Origin of the sequence: Solwaraspora sp. WMMA2065, assembly GCF_030345075.1 — a bacterium.
Classification (GTDB): domain Bacteria; phylum Actinomycetota; class Actinomycetes; order Mycobacteriales; family Micromonosporaceae; genus Micromonospora_E.
In genome coordinates this window covers 6,442,809-6,459,285 of record NZ_CP128361.1, presented here as the reverse complement: position 1 = coordinate 6,459,285, position 16,477 = coordinate 6,442,809, and the positions used below count along the sequence as shown (strand labels likewise).

The window sequence follows — 16,477 nt, the reverse complement described above, 5'->3', positions numbered from 1 at the left end:
CGGTGGGTCAGCGCCGGTCGACGTTGCTGGCGGTGTCCTCCTGGTACGTGGCGCCGCCGTCCGACTCGCTGGTCAACGGCTTGGCACCGCCCTCCGGTGGCCCGGCGACCGAGTGGTGTCCGGCGGCCAGCTCCGGGAACTTGAGGTCGAACGCCGGCCGCTCAGAGCGAATCCGGGGCATCCGGTCGAAGTTGCGTAGCGGCGGCGGGCAGCTGGTCGCCCACTCCAGCGAGTTCCCGTGCCCCCACGGGTCGTCGACCTCGACCAGCGGTCCGGTCTTGTACGACTTCCACACGTTGTACAGGAACGGCAGGGTGGAGATGCCGGTGACGAACGAGCCGACCGTGGAGATCATGTTCAGCGTGGTCCAGCCGTCGATCGCCTGGTAGTCGGCGTACCGGCGGGGGAAGCCTTCGGCACCGAGCCAGTGCTGCACCAGGAAGGTGGTGTGGAAGCCGACGAAGGTCAGCCAGAAGTGCACCCGGCCCAGCCGCTCGTCGAGCATCCGTCCGGTGAACTTCGGGAACCAGAAATAGATGCCGGCGAACACCGCGAACACGATCGTGCCGAACAGCACGTAGTGGAAGTGGGCGACGACGAAGTACGAGTCCGAGACGTGAAAGTCAATCGGCGGGCTGGCCAGCAGCACACCCGACAACCCGCCGAAGAGGAAGGTGACCAGGAAGCCGATCGACCAGAGCATCGGCGTCTCGAAGCTGATCTGCCCCCGCCACAGGGTACCGATCCAGTTGAAGAACTTCATGCCGGTCGGCACGGCGATCAGGAAGCTCAGGAAACTGAAGAAGGGCAGCAGCACCGCGCCGGTGGCGAACATGTGGTGCGCCCAGACGCTCATCGACAGCGCGGCGATCGCGATCGTCGCGGCCACCAGGCCCTTGTAGCCGAAGATCGGCTTGCGGGCGAAGACCGGGATGATCTCGCTGATGATACCGAAGAACGGCAGCGCGACGATGTACACCTCGGGGTGGCCGAAGAACCAGAAGAGGTGCTGCCACAGCAGTGGCCCACCGGTCTCCGGCGCGTACACGTGGGCACCGAGCATCCGGTCGGCGGCGAGCGCGAACAGCGCGGCGGCCAGCAGCGGGAAGACCATGATCACCAGGAGGCTGGTGACCAGGATGTTCCAGGTGAAGATCGGCATCCGGAACATGGTCATGCCCGGCGCGCGCAGGGTCAGGATCGTGGTGATCATGTTGACCGCGCCGAGGATGGTACCCAGACCGGAGATCGCCAGTCCGACGATCCACATGTTGGCGCCGACGCCCGGGGAGTGTTCGACGCTGCTCAGCGGGGTGTACGCGAACCAGCCGAAGTCGGCGGCGCCGCCCGGGGTGAGGAAGCCACCCATCGCCAAGGTGCCACCGAACAGGTACAGCCAGTAGGCGAAGCTGTTCAGCCGGGGAAAGGAAACGTCCGGCGCACCGATCTGGATCGGCGTAACGTAGTTGGCGAAGGCGAACACGATCGGCGTCGCGAAGAACAACAGCATGATCGTGCCGTGCATGGTGAACAGCTGGTTGTACTGCTCCGGGGAGAGGAACTGCATCCCCGGCTGGGCCAGCTCCGCACGCATGATCAGGGCCATCAGGCCACCGATCATGAAGAACGCGAAGGCGGTGATCATGTACATGATCCCGATCTGCTTCGCGTCGGTCGTGCGCAGCAGCCGCGCCATGGCCGAGCCGCGGACCGGCCTGCGGACCGGGAAGGGCCGGCTGGCGATCGGCTTCGGTGCGACGGTGGTCACGAATGGCCTCCGGTTCTCGTCAATCCCACGGCGCCCGGGTTGATGATCCGCTGGCCGTGCCTCGCAGGCAGGATAGTCCCCGTTCACCGCCGGTCCGCACGCCGGGTGCCCGGACGGCTGCGGGCCGCCGGGCGGTTCACACCGGGTCGAGTCACACCGGGTCGACGAGCAACCTGTAGTGCTCCTGGAAGATCGTGCCGCCCTTGGCGCGCAGCACCGGGTCGCGCAGGGCCGGGGCGACGTCGCGGGTCCGGTCCCGGTCCCGGGTCCGGTCCAGGACCCACTGGGTACGCGGCCGACGCCGGCTCTCGTACCTGGCGAGCGCCTCGACGACCGACGGCGCGGCACGCAGCTCCTCGGCCAGGACCAGCGCGTCCTCGAACGCCATCGCCGCCCCTTGGGACAGCGTCGGCGCGGTCGCGTGGGCGGCGTCCCCGACGAGCACCACGTTGCCCCGGGACCAGCCGCTCAGCTCCACCTCGTCGGTGACGGCCACCTGCACCTTCTCCACCGCGTCGAGGACCGCTCGCACCGGCCCACCGTAGTCGCCGAGGAGCTGGCGGAGCCGGACCAACGGGTCGGCGGGCGGGGCGGAGCCGGCCGGCAACGGCTCGTCGGCGTAGAGGTAGACCCGGCCGTAGCCCATCGGGGCGAGCGCGATGCCGGACCGTTGCCCGAGCAGTGCCGTCCACTCGGTGATCTCCGGACCGCCACTGACCACGCTACGATAGGCGATCTGGCCGACCGGGTGCGGCGCGCCGCCGATCTCGGCGAGTCGACGGACCGCAGACCGGCGCCCGTCCGCGCCGACGATCAGGTCGTACTCGGCGTAGGAGCCATCACCGAAGGCGACCTTGGTGGTCTCGTCACCGACCTCCACGTCGCACACCTCGGTGTGGTACCGCACCTCCCCGCCGGCGCCGGTGAGCAGCACCTGGTGCAGGTCCGCGCGGGGCAGCGCCCGGCACTGCCCGACCCCCTGCCACAGCTGTTCCAGATCGACCGAGCACAGCTCGGCTCCGGTGGCGTCGAGGAATCGCTGCCGCCGGATCACCGCGCCGAGCGGACGCAACGGATTGTCCAGCCCGAGCTCACGCAGCGCGCGGATGGCATTGCCGGGTAGGAAGATCCCGGCACCGGCGACGACAGTCGGTGCCAGCTTCTCCACCAGCTCGGGCCGAATGCCGGCCAGCCGCAGTGCTCGGGCGACGGCCAGCCCGGCGACGCTGGCACCGACGATGAGCACGCGCACGGGTGGTTGAGCCATGGTCCGCGCCGCCTCCGGGGGAATAGACACTCATTGAAGCCAAGAGACTACTGCCAGCAACGCTGCCCGCGGTAGGCCCATCCCACCCTGTTCGCTCCACGCGAATGCCACCCGCCACGGCGCCAGGCAACATCCATTGGTGGAAATCTTAACGGCTTACCGGTGCCGGCGGGACCCTCAGCGCTGCACCCTTGCCCCACCGCCACCGGCGAGCGCCGCCACCTCTTTGAGGCTGGCCGTCGAGGTGTCTCCGGGGGTGGTCATCGCCAGCGCTCCGTGCGCGGCACCGTACTCCACCGCGACCGCCAGGTCGCCCAGCTCCAACAGGCCGTAGACCAGGCCGGACGCGAAGCTGTCGCCGCCGCCGACCCGGTCCAGGATCTCCAGGCCCGGCCGGTGGGTGGCGGACACGAAACCGGTCGGTGCCGACCAGGCGACCGCACCCCAGTCGTTCACCGTCGCGGAACGCACCGTACGCAGCGTCGTCGCCACCACCTTGAAGTTCGGGTACGCCCCGGTCACCTCGGTGATCATCCGCTGGAAGTTGGCGACCTCCAGTTCGGTGAGGCGCTCGTCGGTGTCCGGTACGGCGAACCCGAGACTCGCGGTGAAGTCCTCCTCGTTGCCGATCATGACGTCGACGTAGCCGGCCAGCCGCCGGTTGACCTCCTGCGCCCGGGACTGTCCACCGACCGCCTTCCAGAGACTGGGCCGGTAGTTCAGGTCGTAGGAGATGATCGTGCCGTGCCGGCGGGCGGCCGTCATCGCCGCCTCGATCGTGTCCGGTGTGGTCTGCGACAGGGCCGCGTAGATGCCGCCGGTGTGCAGCCAACGCACGCCGAGGGTGCCGAACAGGTGGTCCCAGTCGACGTCGTCGGGGCGTAGCTGGCTGGCCGCGCTGTTGCCCCGGTCGGAGGTGCCGACCGCGCCGCGCACCCCGAAGCCGCGCTCGGTGAAGTTGAGCCCGTTGCGGACGGTCCGGCCGATCCCGTCGTACGGCAGCCAGCGCACGTACGCGGTGTCGACGCCGCCCTGCAGCACCAGATCCTCCAGCAGGCGACCGACCTCGTTGTCGGCGAACGCGGTGACAACTGCGGTACGCAGGCCGAAGCAGCGGCGCAGGCCCCGCGCGACGTTGTACTCGCCACCACCTTCCCAGGCCCGGAAGCTGCGGGCGGTGCGCACCCGTCCCTCCCCCGGATCCAGCCGCAGCATGACCTCGCCGAGCGAGACAAGGTCGTAGCGGCACTCGGTGGCCGGCCGGGGGTGCAGCGGGGCACGGTCGGCGGGGTGCTGTTCGGCCATCTCACGACTCCTCAGTCAAAGGTCGGACCGGTCCTGGTCGAGGTCGGGCGGGTCAGTCGGCGGCGCGGGCTGGCGGGTCAGTCGGCGGCGCGGGCGGCGGCGACCGCGGCGGCGGTCAACCGGGTCACCTCGGCCCAGTCGCCGGCGTCGAGTAGGCGGGGGGCGACCATCCAGGTGCCGCCGACGGCGAGGACCGCCGGGTGGGCCAGGTAGTCCGCGACGTTGCCGGGGCTCACCCCGCCGGTCGGGATGAACCGCACCGACCTGAACGGCGCGGCGAGCGCCGAGACCATGCCCACCCCGCCGAGCTGTTCGGCCGGGAAGAACTTGACCGTGTCCAGCCCGGCGTCGAGGGCCATCTGAATCTCGGTGGCGCTGGACACCCCGGGGAAAACCGGCAGGTCGAGCTCCTGGCAGCGACGGACGACGGCGGGTCCGAAGCCAGGGCTTACCACGAATCGGGCACCGGCGTCGACGGCCCGGTCCACCTGCTCGACGGTGAGTACGGTGCCGGCGCCGACCAGCATGCCGGGGTGCCCGGCCATCGCCGCGATGGCGTCCGCCGCCGCCGGGGTGCGGAAGGTCACTTCGGCGGTACGCAGTCCGCCGGCGAGCAGCGCTTCGGCCAGTGGCGCGGCGCCGGCCGGATCAGCCAGGACGACCACCGGAAGAATCCGCCCCGCGCCAATCACCGAGACGACGTCGCCGCCGTGGTGCGCGCCCCGGTCGGCCTCGCGACCGGCCGACTCACGTTCAGCATCATGAACATCGGTCACGTACGTGACCATACTCGGCGGTACATCGCTGTCAACCGGGTGCGACGCTGGTTAGAGTGACCGCCATGGCGGCGCAGGAGGGTTTCCAGCCGGTGAAGTCCGCCGGCCGGACGTTGGAGGTGCTGGAGGCGCTGGCCGCCACCCCTGACCGCCGGTCCCTCGGCGAACTGACACGGGTCCTGCAGATCCCGAAGAGCAGCCTGCACGGAATTCTGCGCACGATGATGCACCGTGGCTGGGTGGAGACCGATCCCACCGGCACCCGGTTCGGCCTCGGCGTACGGGCGCTGCAGGTGGGCGCGGCGTACCTGGCCGCCGACAACGCGGTCAGCCTGCTGGACGGCGTGCTCGACGCGCTGGCCGGGCAGTTCGGTGAGACCGTCCATCTCGGCCGGCTGGACGGCCCGCACGTGGTCTACCTGGCCAAGCGCGAGTCGGTGCACCCGCTGCGGCTGTACAGCGCGATCGGCCGACACCTGCCGGCGCACGCCACCGCACTGGGCAAGGCGCTGCTCGCCGAACATCCGGACGACGTCGTCGACCAACTGCTGAGCTGGCCGTTGCGCCGGATGACCCGGCGAACCATCACCGACCCGGCCACCCTGCACGCCGCGCTGGCCGAGGTCCGCGCCCAGGGCTGGGCCGTCGACCGGGAGGAGAACGCTGAGGGGATCGTCTGCCTGGCGATGGCGATGCCACTGCGGCGGCCGGCCGCCGACGCGATCAGCCTGTCCGTCCCAGCGACCCGGATCGACGCCGCCGGCGAGGCCCGGATGGTCGAGGCACTGCGGGCCGCCGCCGACCAGATGGCCGCCGCCCGCGGGCTGATCTCCCGCTGATTCTTTTCATACATGTCGATGTGATCTACCATCATGGGAGCGCTCCCGCGACGTTGGTTCCTACCCGCCGTCTCCACGGACACAAGGAGAACCATGCGACGTCCGATCCGCGCCGCCGCCGCAGCCGTCCTGCTGCTCACCGGCGGCCTCGTCACCGTGGTCGCCGCCACACCAGCCCAGGCCGACACGCGAATCTGCGAACAATACGGCAGCACCACCATTCAGGGCCGCTACGTGGTGCAGAACAACCGCTGGGGCACCACCGCCGAACAGTGCATCAACGTGACCGACACCGGCTTCTCGGTGACCTCGCAGCAGGGCAGCTCGCCGACCAATGGCGCGCCGGTGTCGTACCCGTCGATTTTCTACGGCTGCCATTACACCAACTGCTCTCCCGGCACCAACCTGCCGATCCAGGTCAGCCGGATCAGCAACGCGCCGACCAGCATCAACTACCGGTACGTCGGTAACGGGACGTACAACGCCTCGTACGACATCTGGCTCGACCCGACCCCGCGCACCAACGGCGTCAGCCAGATGGAGATCATGATCTGGTTCCACCGGCAGGGCTCCATCCAGCCGATCGGCTCGCCGGTCGGCAACGCCACCGTCGCCGGCCGCAACTGGCAGGTCTGGACCGGCAGCAACGGTTCCAACAACGTGGTGTCCTACCTGGCCCCGTCGTCGATCACCAGTTGGAGCTTCAACGTGCTCGACTTCATCGCCGACGTCCGGGCCCGAGGGCAAATCACCAACTCCTGGTACCTGACCAGCGTCCAGGCCGGCTTCGAGCCGTGGAACGGCGGCGTCGGCCTCGGGGTGAACTCCTTTTCCGGTTCGGTCTCCACCGGCGGCGCCCCGCCGACCACCGCCCCGCCGACCACCGCCCCGCCGACCAGTCAGCCGCCCGGTGGTGGCGGGTGCCGGGTCAGCTACACGGCGAACACCTGGAACAACGGCTACACCGCCGACGTACGCGTCACCAACACCGGTGGTGGCACCATCAACGGTTGGACGTTGGCCTACCAGCTGCCGGCCGGGCAGACGGTCGGCAACTCGTGGAACGCCACCGTCACCCAGAGCGGATCGTCGGTGACCGCCCGGAACGTGGGCTGGAACGGCACGCTGGCGCCGGGGGCGACCACCTCGTTCGGTTACCAGGCCAGCTACAGCGGCAACTACTCCTCACCGAGCAGCTTCGCCCTCAACGGCACCACCTGCACCACCGGCTGATCCGCGAACGCCGGGGCCGGCCTCGGCGGGGGGTGAGGCCCCCTCCGCGGCCGGCCCGCACCGCCCGGGGTGTCGTGGTCTCAGTCGCGCAGGGCGTCGACTGTGGCCATCTCCTCGGCGGAGAGGGTGAAGCCGAAGACGTCGGCGTTGCCGCGGATCCGCTCCGGAGTGACCGACTTGGGAATCACCACGATGCCGTGCTGGATGTGCCAGCGCAGCACCACCTGGGCGGCGCTCACCCGGTGGGCCGCGGCGACCCGCACCAGCACCGGGTCGTCGAGGTCGGTGTTCTTGAACGGGCTGTACCCCTCCAGCACCACCCCGCGGTCACGGTGCTCGGCCACCGTACGCGGATCGTGCATCGCCGGCGCCCACGGCACCTGGTTGACCGCCGGCACCACCCCGGTCCGCTCGGTCAGCTCGTCGATCTGGTCGAGGCCGTAGTTGGAGACACCGATCGCCCGCACCGCACCGGTGTCCCGGTGGGCGACGAACTCGCGCCAGGTCGGCACGCCGGCACCGCCGGCCGGAGGCCAGTGGATCAGCCACAGGTCGACGTACTCGGTGCCCAGCGCGGCCAGGCTCACGGCCAGCGTCTCCGCCTCCCGCCCGACCCGATCGGGTGGCAGCTTGGTGGTGACGAAGATCTCGTCCCGGGCGATTCCGCTGTCCTTGATCGCCCGGCCGACCTCGGCCTCGTTGCCGTACATCGTGGCGGTGTCGACGTGCCGGTAGCCGGCGTCCAATGCCGCTCGGACCGCCCGGTACCCGGCGTCGCCCGACGCCTGCCAGGTGCCGAACCCGAGCAGCGGCATCCCGATCCCGGACGGCAAGGTTGCCACAGGTTGCTCACCATGCGTTGCCATCCTCCCCGCCTACCCCCTTCAACCTGCACGTATTCCTTGACCGGACGACTCATCGTCCGGTAGCCGACAGACCCTACCGCCGTCTGTGACAAGGGCACATGCTGTTCACCGCGCGTACATTCGTCGTTACCACCCCACCGCTGGCGGTGGTTTCTGCCTGGCCGACGGCCCGGCGGGAGATTGACCAGGACGGAAGAATGAGCAGTATCAGCACCGCCCACACGGCCATCGCGAGCATCCCGGTCACGGACCGGCTACCGGCCGAACAACTCACCGAACGCACGCCCGCCGACCTGTGGCACATGGCCAGAGCCGTGCTCGACGCCAACTGGTCGCGCAACCACACCGTGCCGTCGCGCACCCTCTACCCGCACCAGTGGAGCTGGGACGCGGCGTTCATCGCGATCGGCCTGGCCCGGATCGACCCCGATCGGGCCTGGCACGACCTGCGCAGCCTGTTCCTGGCGCAGTGGCCGGACGGACGGGTCCCGCACATCGTCTTCGACCCGGACGTCGCCGAACGCGACTACTTCCCCGGACCGGGATTCTGGCAGGTGCCGCTGCGCCGCCCCGGGCACCCGGACGGCACCGGCATCGTCCAGCCGCCCGCCCACGCCGTCGCCATCTGGGAGATCTACCAACGGGCACCGGGGCCGCAGGCGGAAGCCGAGCTGCGCTGGTTCTACCCACGGCTGGTCGCCGCTCAGGACTACCTGTCGAGCAGTCGCGACGTCGGCGGGGACGGGTTGGCCAGCATCGTGCACCCCTGGGAGTCCGGCCTGGACAACAGCCCGGCCTGGGATGCGGCGCTGTCCGCCGTACCGGCCGACCTCGGCGTGCTCGTCGGGCGGCAGCGGCATGACAACCGGGTGGCCGCAGCGTCCCACCGGCCGACCGATGAGGACTACGCCCGGTTCGTCGCGCTGGCACTGGCGTACCGCGACGGCGGCTACCGGGACGACGAGCTGGCCGCCCGACACGACTTCGTGGTCGAGTGTCCGACCTTCAACGCGTTGCTGGCCGCCGCCGAACACGCGCTCGCCCGGATCGCCGCCGTGGTCGGCGCAGATCCAGCGGTCCACCTGGACCGCGCCGCGCGGATCACCCGGGCCGTCGACGACCAACTGTGGGATCCGCGGACCGGCATGTACCACGCCCGGGACGTCCGGACCGGACGGCTCAGCCCGGCACGCTGCGTGAGCGGACTGGTCCCGCTGATCCTGCCCGGCCTACCGCCCGACCGGGTCGCGGCGCTCGTGGCTACGGCCGAGTCGCACCGGTTCGGGCTGTCAGCGTCGATGCCGGTGACCAGCTACGACCGGGCCGCCGTCGACTTCGACCCGGTGCGGTACTGGCGCGGACCGGTGTGGATCAATATCAACTGGCTGCTCCGTCGGGGACTTCGTGAGCATGGCCATCTGGATCAGGCCGAAACTCTGCGTGACGCGATGCTGGAACTGGTTCGCCGGTCCGGTTACTACGAGTATTTCCACCCGGAGACCGGCGACGGGGTCGGCTCGGCGGCATTCAGCTGGACCGCAGCGCTGGTGCTCGATCTGCTGGGCGAAGGCGAGGCTCCGCCGGTCGGCGGTCCGATCGATTAGCAGTTACCCGATAGTAGGGGAGCCGCGTCGACCAACGCCGATCCGACAGTCTGCCCGATACCAATACCCATTCGGCTGACCACCCGCAGATGCCGTTGATTACGACATAAGCTGCATATAAGACAGAAAACGGTTACTGATCAACAGATTCTCACTGTTCGTAGCCACCTTCTCACGGTGGGTCGAGTCGACCGTACGGTGCGCAACTGGCGTCCTCACGGATGGTTCCGGCCCGCCGGCAGGACATCTATCTTTCCCTGCCGGTGGGCCGCACGAACGACGCGATCCTGCGCACTCGACGCTGTCCGCCGTTTTTGCTGCTACCGCCAGAGGGGTGGGCGATGCAACCCGCACACGATGCCGCACGGCGACCCGGACAGGACGCCGTAGGCCGAAAGCGATGGCTCGACGGGGCGTTGCTCCGATCAGTCATCACCGTATTGATGCTCGTGCCGATCTGTGTGCTGTTCACCCAGTTGTGGCGCGGCACCTCGGCGGACATCGCCTTCGCCGAACGCGAACGCGAGGGTGTGGCGTATCTCGGCGCGCTCAACGAGTTGACCGTGGCCCTGGTCGACGCGCAGTCAGCTGCCGTCGCCGGTCAGCCGGTCAACGACGAGGCGCTGCTTCGGGCCCTCGATGCGGTCACCGAGGTCGACCAGCGGATCGGCGCGTCGCTACGAGCCCAGCAACGGTGGGCGACGCTGCGCTCCGCCGTGGAATCCCTGTCGGGTCGGCAGTTCAGCCGGCCGACCGAAGCCTTCGACGCGTACCGCCAGGCCACCGACCTGCTGCTGGCCCAGTACGACAGGATCCGGGAGAGCTCGAACCTGACGCGTGACCCGGAAGGCGACGCCTACCACCTGCAGGACGGCGCGGCCGAAGAGTTGCCGGAGGCGATCGTCGCCACCGGACGCTTCGCGGATCTCGCGGTGCTGCTGCCGACCCGACCGGCGCAGGACCGGCCACTGGCGTTGGTCGAACTGATCAGCGCGGTCGGCGACGTGCTCTCCCCCGCAGGCGACCTGGCCGACAACGTCCAGGCCGCGGTGGAGAGCACCGACAGCCGGACGATGAGCAGCAACCTGCTCACCCAGGTCGACCGGTTCCGGCGCAGCATGGACACCATTGCCGCGGCCGCCGCCGCGCTGAAACCCGCGGATGTCGTCTCGGGCGACGGGTCCGCCGGGCCGGGCGGCGGGGCAGCGCTGCCCGACCTGGATCCCCTCGTCGGGCTCCGGGTCGATGCCCAGGTGGCGGCGGCCGAACTCACCGGCACCATGCTGGCCGAGCTGGACAATCTGATCACCGACCGGATCAGCACCCTGCAACGCAGCCAGTGGGTCTCGGTCGGCGCCCTGGTGGTGGCCTTCGCTCTGGCCGTAGCCCCGATGGTCATCGCCTACCTCGTTCAGCCCGGTCGCCCCGGTGCCGGCAGTGGCGGCCATGTCGGGGTCGGCCAGCCGTTGGAACCGGTTGAGCCCGGTCCCGACACGGCGGACCAGCCGACCCGCTGGCCGAAACTCGACCCGACGGCGCACGGCGGCGCCCCCGCCGGCACCGCCGACCCGGGCACCGGACGATGGGGGCCGACCGTTGCTGCTCGATAGGCTCCGGATCCGGGGAAAACTGGCCCTGCTGGTCATGATCCCGCTGATCGCGGTCGCTGCCCTGGCGGTGCCGATCGTGATCGACCGCGCCGCGCTGGCCGGCCGAGCCGCCGACACGGTCCGCACCGTGCAGACCGGCGGCCAGATCGGCTCGCTCGCCCAGGACCTGCAGCAGGAGCGTCTGCTGGCGATCGGCTACCTGCTGGACAGCGTGGATCGGTCCCGACTGGTGTTGCAGGAGGCGGCCGTCACCGACCGGGTCGCCGACCTCCGGGCGGAGCTGGGTGACCACCTCGGCACCGAACTGGCCGCAGCGGTCGACGCTGTCGACGACCTCGCTGAGGTCCGGTCCGCGGTACGCGACCGCACGGCAACCAGCGATCAGGTGATGACCACGTACGGCGATCTCATCGAGCGGTTGATCGATGGATTGAAGCTGGTCGACTCGGCCGACGTCGCCACCCCTGAGGGACGCCAGATCGTAGCGTTGGACGCCGCGCTGCGGCTGGATGCCGCGATCAGCGCCGGAGCGACTCACATGCTGCTGGTGGTCGGATCCCGCGATCCGCAGTCCGCCACCCGGTACGCGATGAGCCTGGTCGCCGCGCAGGAGAACGCCGCCCGGTTCAGCCGATTCGCCACCGCCGATCAGGTGGCCCTCTACAGCCTGGTCGAGGAGGCACTCGACCAGCGGCTCGGCAGCGGGTTCACCGCCACCTCCCAGGCCGGCGCGCAGGACGGCTTCACAGTCGACCCGACCCAAGCGTTGGCCGGCCTGTCCGTAACCACGTTGTTCCCGGCCCTGGAATCGCTGATCGCCCTCGGCCGGTTCGTCGAACGCAAGATCGTCATCGACGTCACAGTCGACGTGACCCGACGGCAGGAACAGATCCTGTTCATCGCGTACAGCGTGGTGGCTGGTGCGCTGCTGGTCCTGCTGGCGGTCGTCGCGTTGAGTCTGTACGTGGCCCGGTCGGTCGCCCAGCCGCTGGCCAGGCTCACCTCCTCGGCCGACCGTGTCGCCCGGATCGCCGAGGCGGAGCTGGTACGGGTGGCCGATGACGAGTCGGAACGCCCCGACCCGGTGCGCCTCGACCCGGTCGAGGTTTCCGCCACCGACGAGATCGGCGATCTGGCCCGCGCCTTCGAACGGGTACAGCAGACCGCCGCCCGGCTCGTCGAACGACAGGTGTCGAGCCGACGCAACGTGGCGCAGATGTTCGGCCACGTCGGACGGCGGACCCAGAACCTGGTGAGCCGCCAGTTGGCGATCATCGACCGGCTGGAGCGGGAGGAGACCGACCCGCGCCGGCTGCAGCATCTCTACCGGCTCGACCACGTCTCCAGCCGGCTGCGGCGCAACGCCGGCAGCCTGGTGGTGCTCTCCGGGGCGACCGGCGCCGAGGAGCACATGGCCCCGCTGCCGGTCTCCGACGTCATCCGGCTCGCTCTCGGCGAGATCGAGGAGTACACCCGGGTCGACGTGCAGGCACCGGCCGGGTACGCCCTGCAGCCGTCGGTCATCGCCGACCTGGTGCTGCTGCTGGCCGAGCTGATGGAGAACGGCACCGTCTTCTCCCCACCGCACACCCGGGTGACCGTGGCCGCCGGACCGCTCGACGACGGCCTGCGGGTCAGCGTCATCGACCGTGGGCTCGGGCTGTCCCCGGCACGACTGGCCGAGGAGAACGCCCGGCTGACCCGACGGGAACGGCTCGACCTGGTACCGACCGAGGTCCTCGGCCTGTTCGTGGTCGGCCGACTCGCCCGCCGGCATGCGATGGCCGTCGAGTTGACCGCAACGCCGGGCGGCGGGGTCACGGTGACGGTCGACCTGGGACCGGACCTGATCGTGCCGGCCACCGGCGCCCCTGGACGGGCCGTGGCCACCGGTCCCACCGGCCGGCCACCAGCGGTCGCGCCCACCATCGCGCCGCTGCCCGGCACGGTCCCCGCCAACGCCGTGCTGATTGGCACCGCACCGGGCGGTCCGCCCGGAGACGGTCCGTCCGGAGACAGGCCGACGGCCGTGACGCCGGCGGCCCCCGGCGGACCCCGTCTGGAACGGACCGTCGCCCGGGCCAGCGTCCGCACCGGCGTGCCGGACGGCTCCGGCGCTGGCTTCGACTCGTCGGCGGTGCAGCGGGCCACCCGGTCGCTCGGCACCGGAACCCCGTGGAACGCGTTCGGCACCGCAGCGGCCGGGGCCGGTGCCCCGGCCGCCGGCTCCGACACCACTGCGGCCGGCACGGGTACGCCAGCGACCGGCACGCCGGCCGAACCAGCCAGGGCACCGGATCAGCCGGCGGCAGCCCCCACCGCCGAGCCGGTGGGACGTGGGCCGCTGCGGCAACGCGTTCCCGGTGCCCAGCACCCGGTCGGCGGCGGACCGGCGGCGCTCAGCGACGCACCGGCCGACCCGGTCGCCGCACGGGCACTGCTGGAGGAGTTCGAGGCCGGGGTACGGCGGGCGCAGCGGGAGGTGGCGCAGGACCCGACGGTCGCCAGGTCGGACCGCCTCACCCAGCGGGTGCCCGGCGCGAGCCTGCCCGACCCGCCCCCGGCCAGCGCATCCCCCGGCAAGGGCCAGCCCTGGCCGCCGGACCCGCAGCAGGCCAAGGAGTCCCTGGACGAGTTCGAGACGGGCGTTCAGCGCGCGCTCACCGAGATCACCACCACCTTCCAGCACGGCAGCAAAGGAACCAACGGATGAACAGTCCCTACACGCCGGACACCGCGGAACGCCCGACGACCCCGGCCGGCAATGGCAGCGGCTCGCTGAGCGCCGAAGCGCAGACCTTCAACTGGTTGCTGGACTCGTTCACCTCCAGCACCGCCGGTGTCCGCGAAGCCATCGCGGTCTCCTCCGACGGACTGCTGATGGCCATGTCCGCGATTCAGGACCGGGCCAATGCCGAGCGGCTGGCGGCGGTGGTGTCCGGCATGACCAGTCTGGCCGGTGGTGCGGCGAACTGGTACTCGCTCGGCACGTTGAACCGGGTGGTGGTGGACATGGCCGACGGCTACCTGCTGGTCAGTTCGATCAGCTCCGGGTCGGTGCTGGGGGTGATCGCCGACCGCTCGGCCAGCCTCGGCACGGTCGCCTACGAGATGACCCTGTTCGCCGGGCGCGCCGGTGGCCCGCTCACTCCCCGGCTGATCGCCGAGTTGAAGAACTCCGTCCAGTCGTGACCCGACCGCCGTACGGGGCGGACGAGCCGGTCGATCCGCAGCCGCGCATCCGCCCCTACCTGCGTACCCCGCCGTCGGGTGACACCCCGGCGGCGGGCGGGGGTCCGCCCGGCGTCGGCGGGTCCGACGGCGGCGTGCCGGACCGGTCGGACGGCGACGCCGCGGCGACGACGCTGCGGCCGTTCGTGCTGACCGCCGGTCGGGTAACCGGGGCGGACCCGGACATCAACCTGGAGACGCAGGTGACCGCGCGGGTTCCGGACCCCTTCGACCCCGGCCCCTCGGGATCCGGCCTCGCCCCTGAACTGCGGGCGATCATCTCGCTCGCCGCCGACCCGATCTCCGTCGCGGAACTCTCCGCCCGGCTGGGGCTGCACCTGGGGGTGACCCGGGTGCTCGTCGGCGATCTGCGCGCCTCCGCCCATCTCGACGTCCACGTACCCGACGTCGACGCCCCTGCCGATGCCGACACCATCCTGCGAGTGATCCGTGGACTACGTGCCATCTCCTGACCGGCCGACCGCCGGACCGCCCCCGACAGCCCGGCACCGCGCCCCACCCCGGACCGCGCCGATCCCGGTCAAGATCGTCGTGGCGGGTGGCTTCGGGGTGGGCAAGACCACCACCGTCGGGGCCATCTCCGAGATCGTCCCGCTGACCACCGAGGCGGAGATGACCGCCGTCTCCGTCGGGGTCGACGACCCCGGCCCAGAGTCCGGCAAGACCACCACGACCGTCGCGATGGACTTCGGCTGTGTCACGATCGACCAGAGTCTGAAGCTGTATCTGTTCGGCACCCCGGGTCAGACCCGCTTCGGGTTCATGTGGGACGACCTGGCCCGGGGGGCGTTGGGCGCACTGGTCGTGGTGGACAGCTCACGCCTGGACGACTGCTACCCCGCCGTTGACTACTTCGAACGGGCCGGGCTGCCGTTCGTGGTGGGAGTAAATACCTTCCACGGCCGCCTTGGTCATAGCATTGACGAGGTCAAGTGGGCGTTGGCGACCGGCCCGGCCGTTCCGGTCGTCGCGTACGACGCCCGCGACCGGCTGTCGGTCCGAGACGCCCTGCTGGTGGTCCTGGACCGGGCGCTGGACCGAGCGGTACGGAGTCAGCCATCCTGAGGTGGTAGCAGAGGAGGACAGATGCGTGGTGACCTGGACGACGCGCTCGCCCGGCTCGCCCGACGCGACCAGCTGCAGAAGCGGGTCAGCCAGGGCAACGACCGGACGGCGTCGGCGGCGCACGAGATCGCTGCGGCGGTCCGGCAGGTGGTGGAGCGCCACCCTGGGTTGACCGCCACGGTCCACCTCGCCCACGGCGGTCAGGCCGTGCAGCTCACCGTCGGCAACCGGGACGGCCGGGTGCAGGTGACGGTCGACGGCGGTACGCCTGCGGTCGGGCCGAACCCGCCGTCCGGCGACCCGGCGGCGCCCGGGGTGCCGACCGCCGGGCGTCCACCGGAGTGGCCGCCACGCGGACAGCCCACCCAGGACGGTCCAGCGGCCCGCCTGGCGGAGCTGATCCGACGCGATCCGTCACTGCTCAACGGGGCGACGGAGGGCTGAACCGGCCCCGCCGGCGGGTGGCCGAGGTACCCGGCGGAGGCCGCCGTCACGACGTGGGCGGCTCGTCCTGGCCGGACTCCTCCGCCGCGTCCGCCTCCTCCTTGGTGTGGTGTACCGCACCGTCGGCGTGCTCCGGCGGGCCGTAGACGGTGTAGAGCACCAGTGGATTGGGACCGGTGTTGACGAAGTTGTGTTTGGTGCCGGCCGGCACGGCGACCAGGTCCCCGGCGGCGACGGCCCGCCGCTCGCCGGCCACCAGCGCTTCGCCGACACCGCTGACGAAGGTGAGGATCTGGTCGATGTCCTCGTGGACCTCCTCGCCGATTTCGCCGTCCGGCGGAATGGTCATGATCACAAGCTGGGAATGCTCACCGGTCCAGAGCACCCGGCGGAAATCGGTGCTCTGCTCAGCGACGGTGGCGATCGTGAAGTGCTGCATACCACTCAA

The 16,477-nt window shown here is 70.6% G+C and carries 15 protein-coding genes; 9 read left to right on the top strand and 6 right to left on the bottom strand.

Annotated features, from left to right (window positions below; genetic code table 11):
• Positions 1-7: 7 nt before the first annotated feature.
• The 4 genes from ctaD to eda all read right to left on the bottom strand — a co-directional run bounded on the left by ctaD (position 8) and on the right by eda (position 5,116).
• Entirely contained in the window at positions 8-1,768 is a 1,761-nt protein-coding gene (gene ctaD, locus O7610_RS29445; protein ID WP_281553583.1) for an aa3-type cytochrome oxidase subunit I, read from the bottom strand.
• Positions 1,769-1,919: 151 nt separating this feature from the next.
• Entirely contained in the window at positions 1,920-3,035 is a 1,116-nt protein-coding gene (locus O7610_RS29440; protein ID WP_281553582.1) for an FAD-dependent monooxygenase, read from the bottom strand.
• A gap of 177 nt (positions 3,036-3,212) precedes the next feature.
• Positions 3,213-4,340, bottom strand: coding sequence for a sugar kinase (locus O7610_RS29435; RefSeq protein WP_281553581.1), 1,128 nt, complete (start codon positions 4,338-4,340; stop codon positions 3,213-3,215).
• 77 nt (positions 4,341-4,417) lie between these two features.
• A complete protein-coding gene (gene eda / locus O7610_RS29430; RefSeq protein ID WP_281553580.1) occupies positions 4,418-5,116 on the bottom strand; it encodes a bifunctional 4-hydroxy-2-oxoglutarate aldolase/2-dehydro-3-deoxy-phosphogluconate aldolase in 699 nt (232 codons plus the stop codon).
• 65 nt (positions 5,117-5,181) lie between these two features.
• Here eda and O7610_RS29425 point away from each other — a divergent pair, with 65 nt between their 5' ends.
• Both O7610_RS29425 and O7610_RS29420 read left to right on the top strand, forming a co-directional pair.
• The gene (locus tag O7610_RS29425) at positions 5,182-5,955 is read left to right on the top strand and encodes an IclR family transcriptional regulator (RefSeq protein ID WP_289212310.1); all 774 of its coding nucleotides are present in this window, start codon (positions 5,182-5,184) and stop codon (positions 5,953-5,955) included.
• Positions 5,956-6,048: 93 nt separating this feature from the next.
• Positions 6,049-7,188, top strand: coding sequence for a glycoside hydrolase family 12 protein (locus O7610_RS29420; protein WP_289212309.1), 1,140 nt, complete (start codon positions 6,049-6,051; stop codon positions 7,186-7,188).
• Between the two features lie 80 nt (positions 7,189-7,268).
• Here O7610_RS29420 and O7610_RS29415 read toward each other — a convergent pair whose 3' ends face one another.
• Entirely contained in the window at positions 7,269-8,003 is a 735-nt protein-coding gene (locus O7610_RS29415; RefSeq protein WP_281555465.1) for an aldo/keto reductase, read from the bottom strand.
• A gap of 248 nt (positions 8,004-8,251) precedes the next feature.
• Between O7610_RS29415 and O7610_RS29410 the strand changes: the two genes are divergently transcribed.
• From O7610_RS29410 to O7610_RS29380, 7 genes are all read left to right on the top strand, one after another.
• Complete coding sequence (locus tag O7610_RS29410; RefSeq protein ID WP_348650106.1) at positions 8,252-9,658, top strand: MGH1-like glycoside hydrolase domain-containing protein; 1,407 nt, start codon at positions 8,252-8,254, stop codon at positions 9,656-9,658.
• Between the two features lie 443 nt (positions 9,659-10,101).
• A complete protein-coding gene (locus O7610_RS29405) occupies positions 10,102-11,268 on the top strand; it encodes a hypothetical protein (protein WP_281553577.1) in 1,167 nt (388 codons plus the stop codon).
• Between the two features lie 34 nt (positions 11,269-11,302).
• Positions 11,303-13,981 (top strand): nitrate- and nitrite sensing domain-containing protein, encoded by a 2,679-nt coding sequence (locus O7610_RS29400; RefSeq protein WP_281567407.1) that lies wholly within the window; start codon positions 11,303-11,305, stop codon positions 13,979-13,981.
• Positions 13,978-14,460, top strand: a complete 483-nt coding sequence (locus O7610_RS29395; RefSeq protein ID WP_281553575.1) for a roadblock/LC7 domain-containing protein — start codon at positions 13,978-13,980, stop codon at positions 14,458-14,460. The genes O7610_RS29400 and O7610_RS29395 overlap by 4 nt, the downstream gene beginning before the upstream one ends.
• Positions 14,457-14,972: a DUF742 domain-containing protein gene (locus tag O7610_RS29390; protein WP_281553574.1), complete on the top strand. Its 516-nt coding sequence runs from the start codon at positions 14,457-14,459 to the stop codon at positions 14,970-14,972. Before O7610_RS29395 ends, O7610_RS29390 begins: the two co-directional genes overlap by 4 nt.
• A complete protein-coding gene (locus tag O7610_RS29385; protein ID WP_475053005.1) occupies positions 14,950-15,585 on the top strand; it encodes a GTP-binding protein in 636 nt (211 codons plus the stop codon). The genes O7610_RS29390 and O7610_RS29385 overlap by 23 nt, the downstream gene beginning before the upstream one ends.
• 21 nt (positions 15,586-15,606) lie before the next feature.
• Positions 15,607-16,029: a hypothetical protein gene (locus tag O7610_RS29380; protein ID WP_281553573.1), complete on the top strand. Its 423-nt coding sequence runs from the start codon at positions 15,607-15,609 to the stop codon at positions 16,027-16,029.
• Positions 16,030-16,075: 46 nt separating this feature from the next.
• Here O7610_RS29380 and O7610_RS29375 read toward each other — a convergent pair whose 3' ends face one another.
• On the bottom strand, positions 16,076-16,468 hold the full coding sequence (locus tag O7610_RS29375) for a cupin domain-containing protein (RefSeq protein ID WP_281553572.1): 393 nt from the start codon (positions 16,466-16,468) through the stop codon (positions 16,076-16,078).
• Between the last annotated feature and the right edge of the window lie 9 nt (positions 16,469-16,477).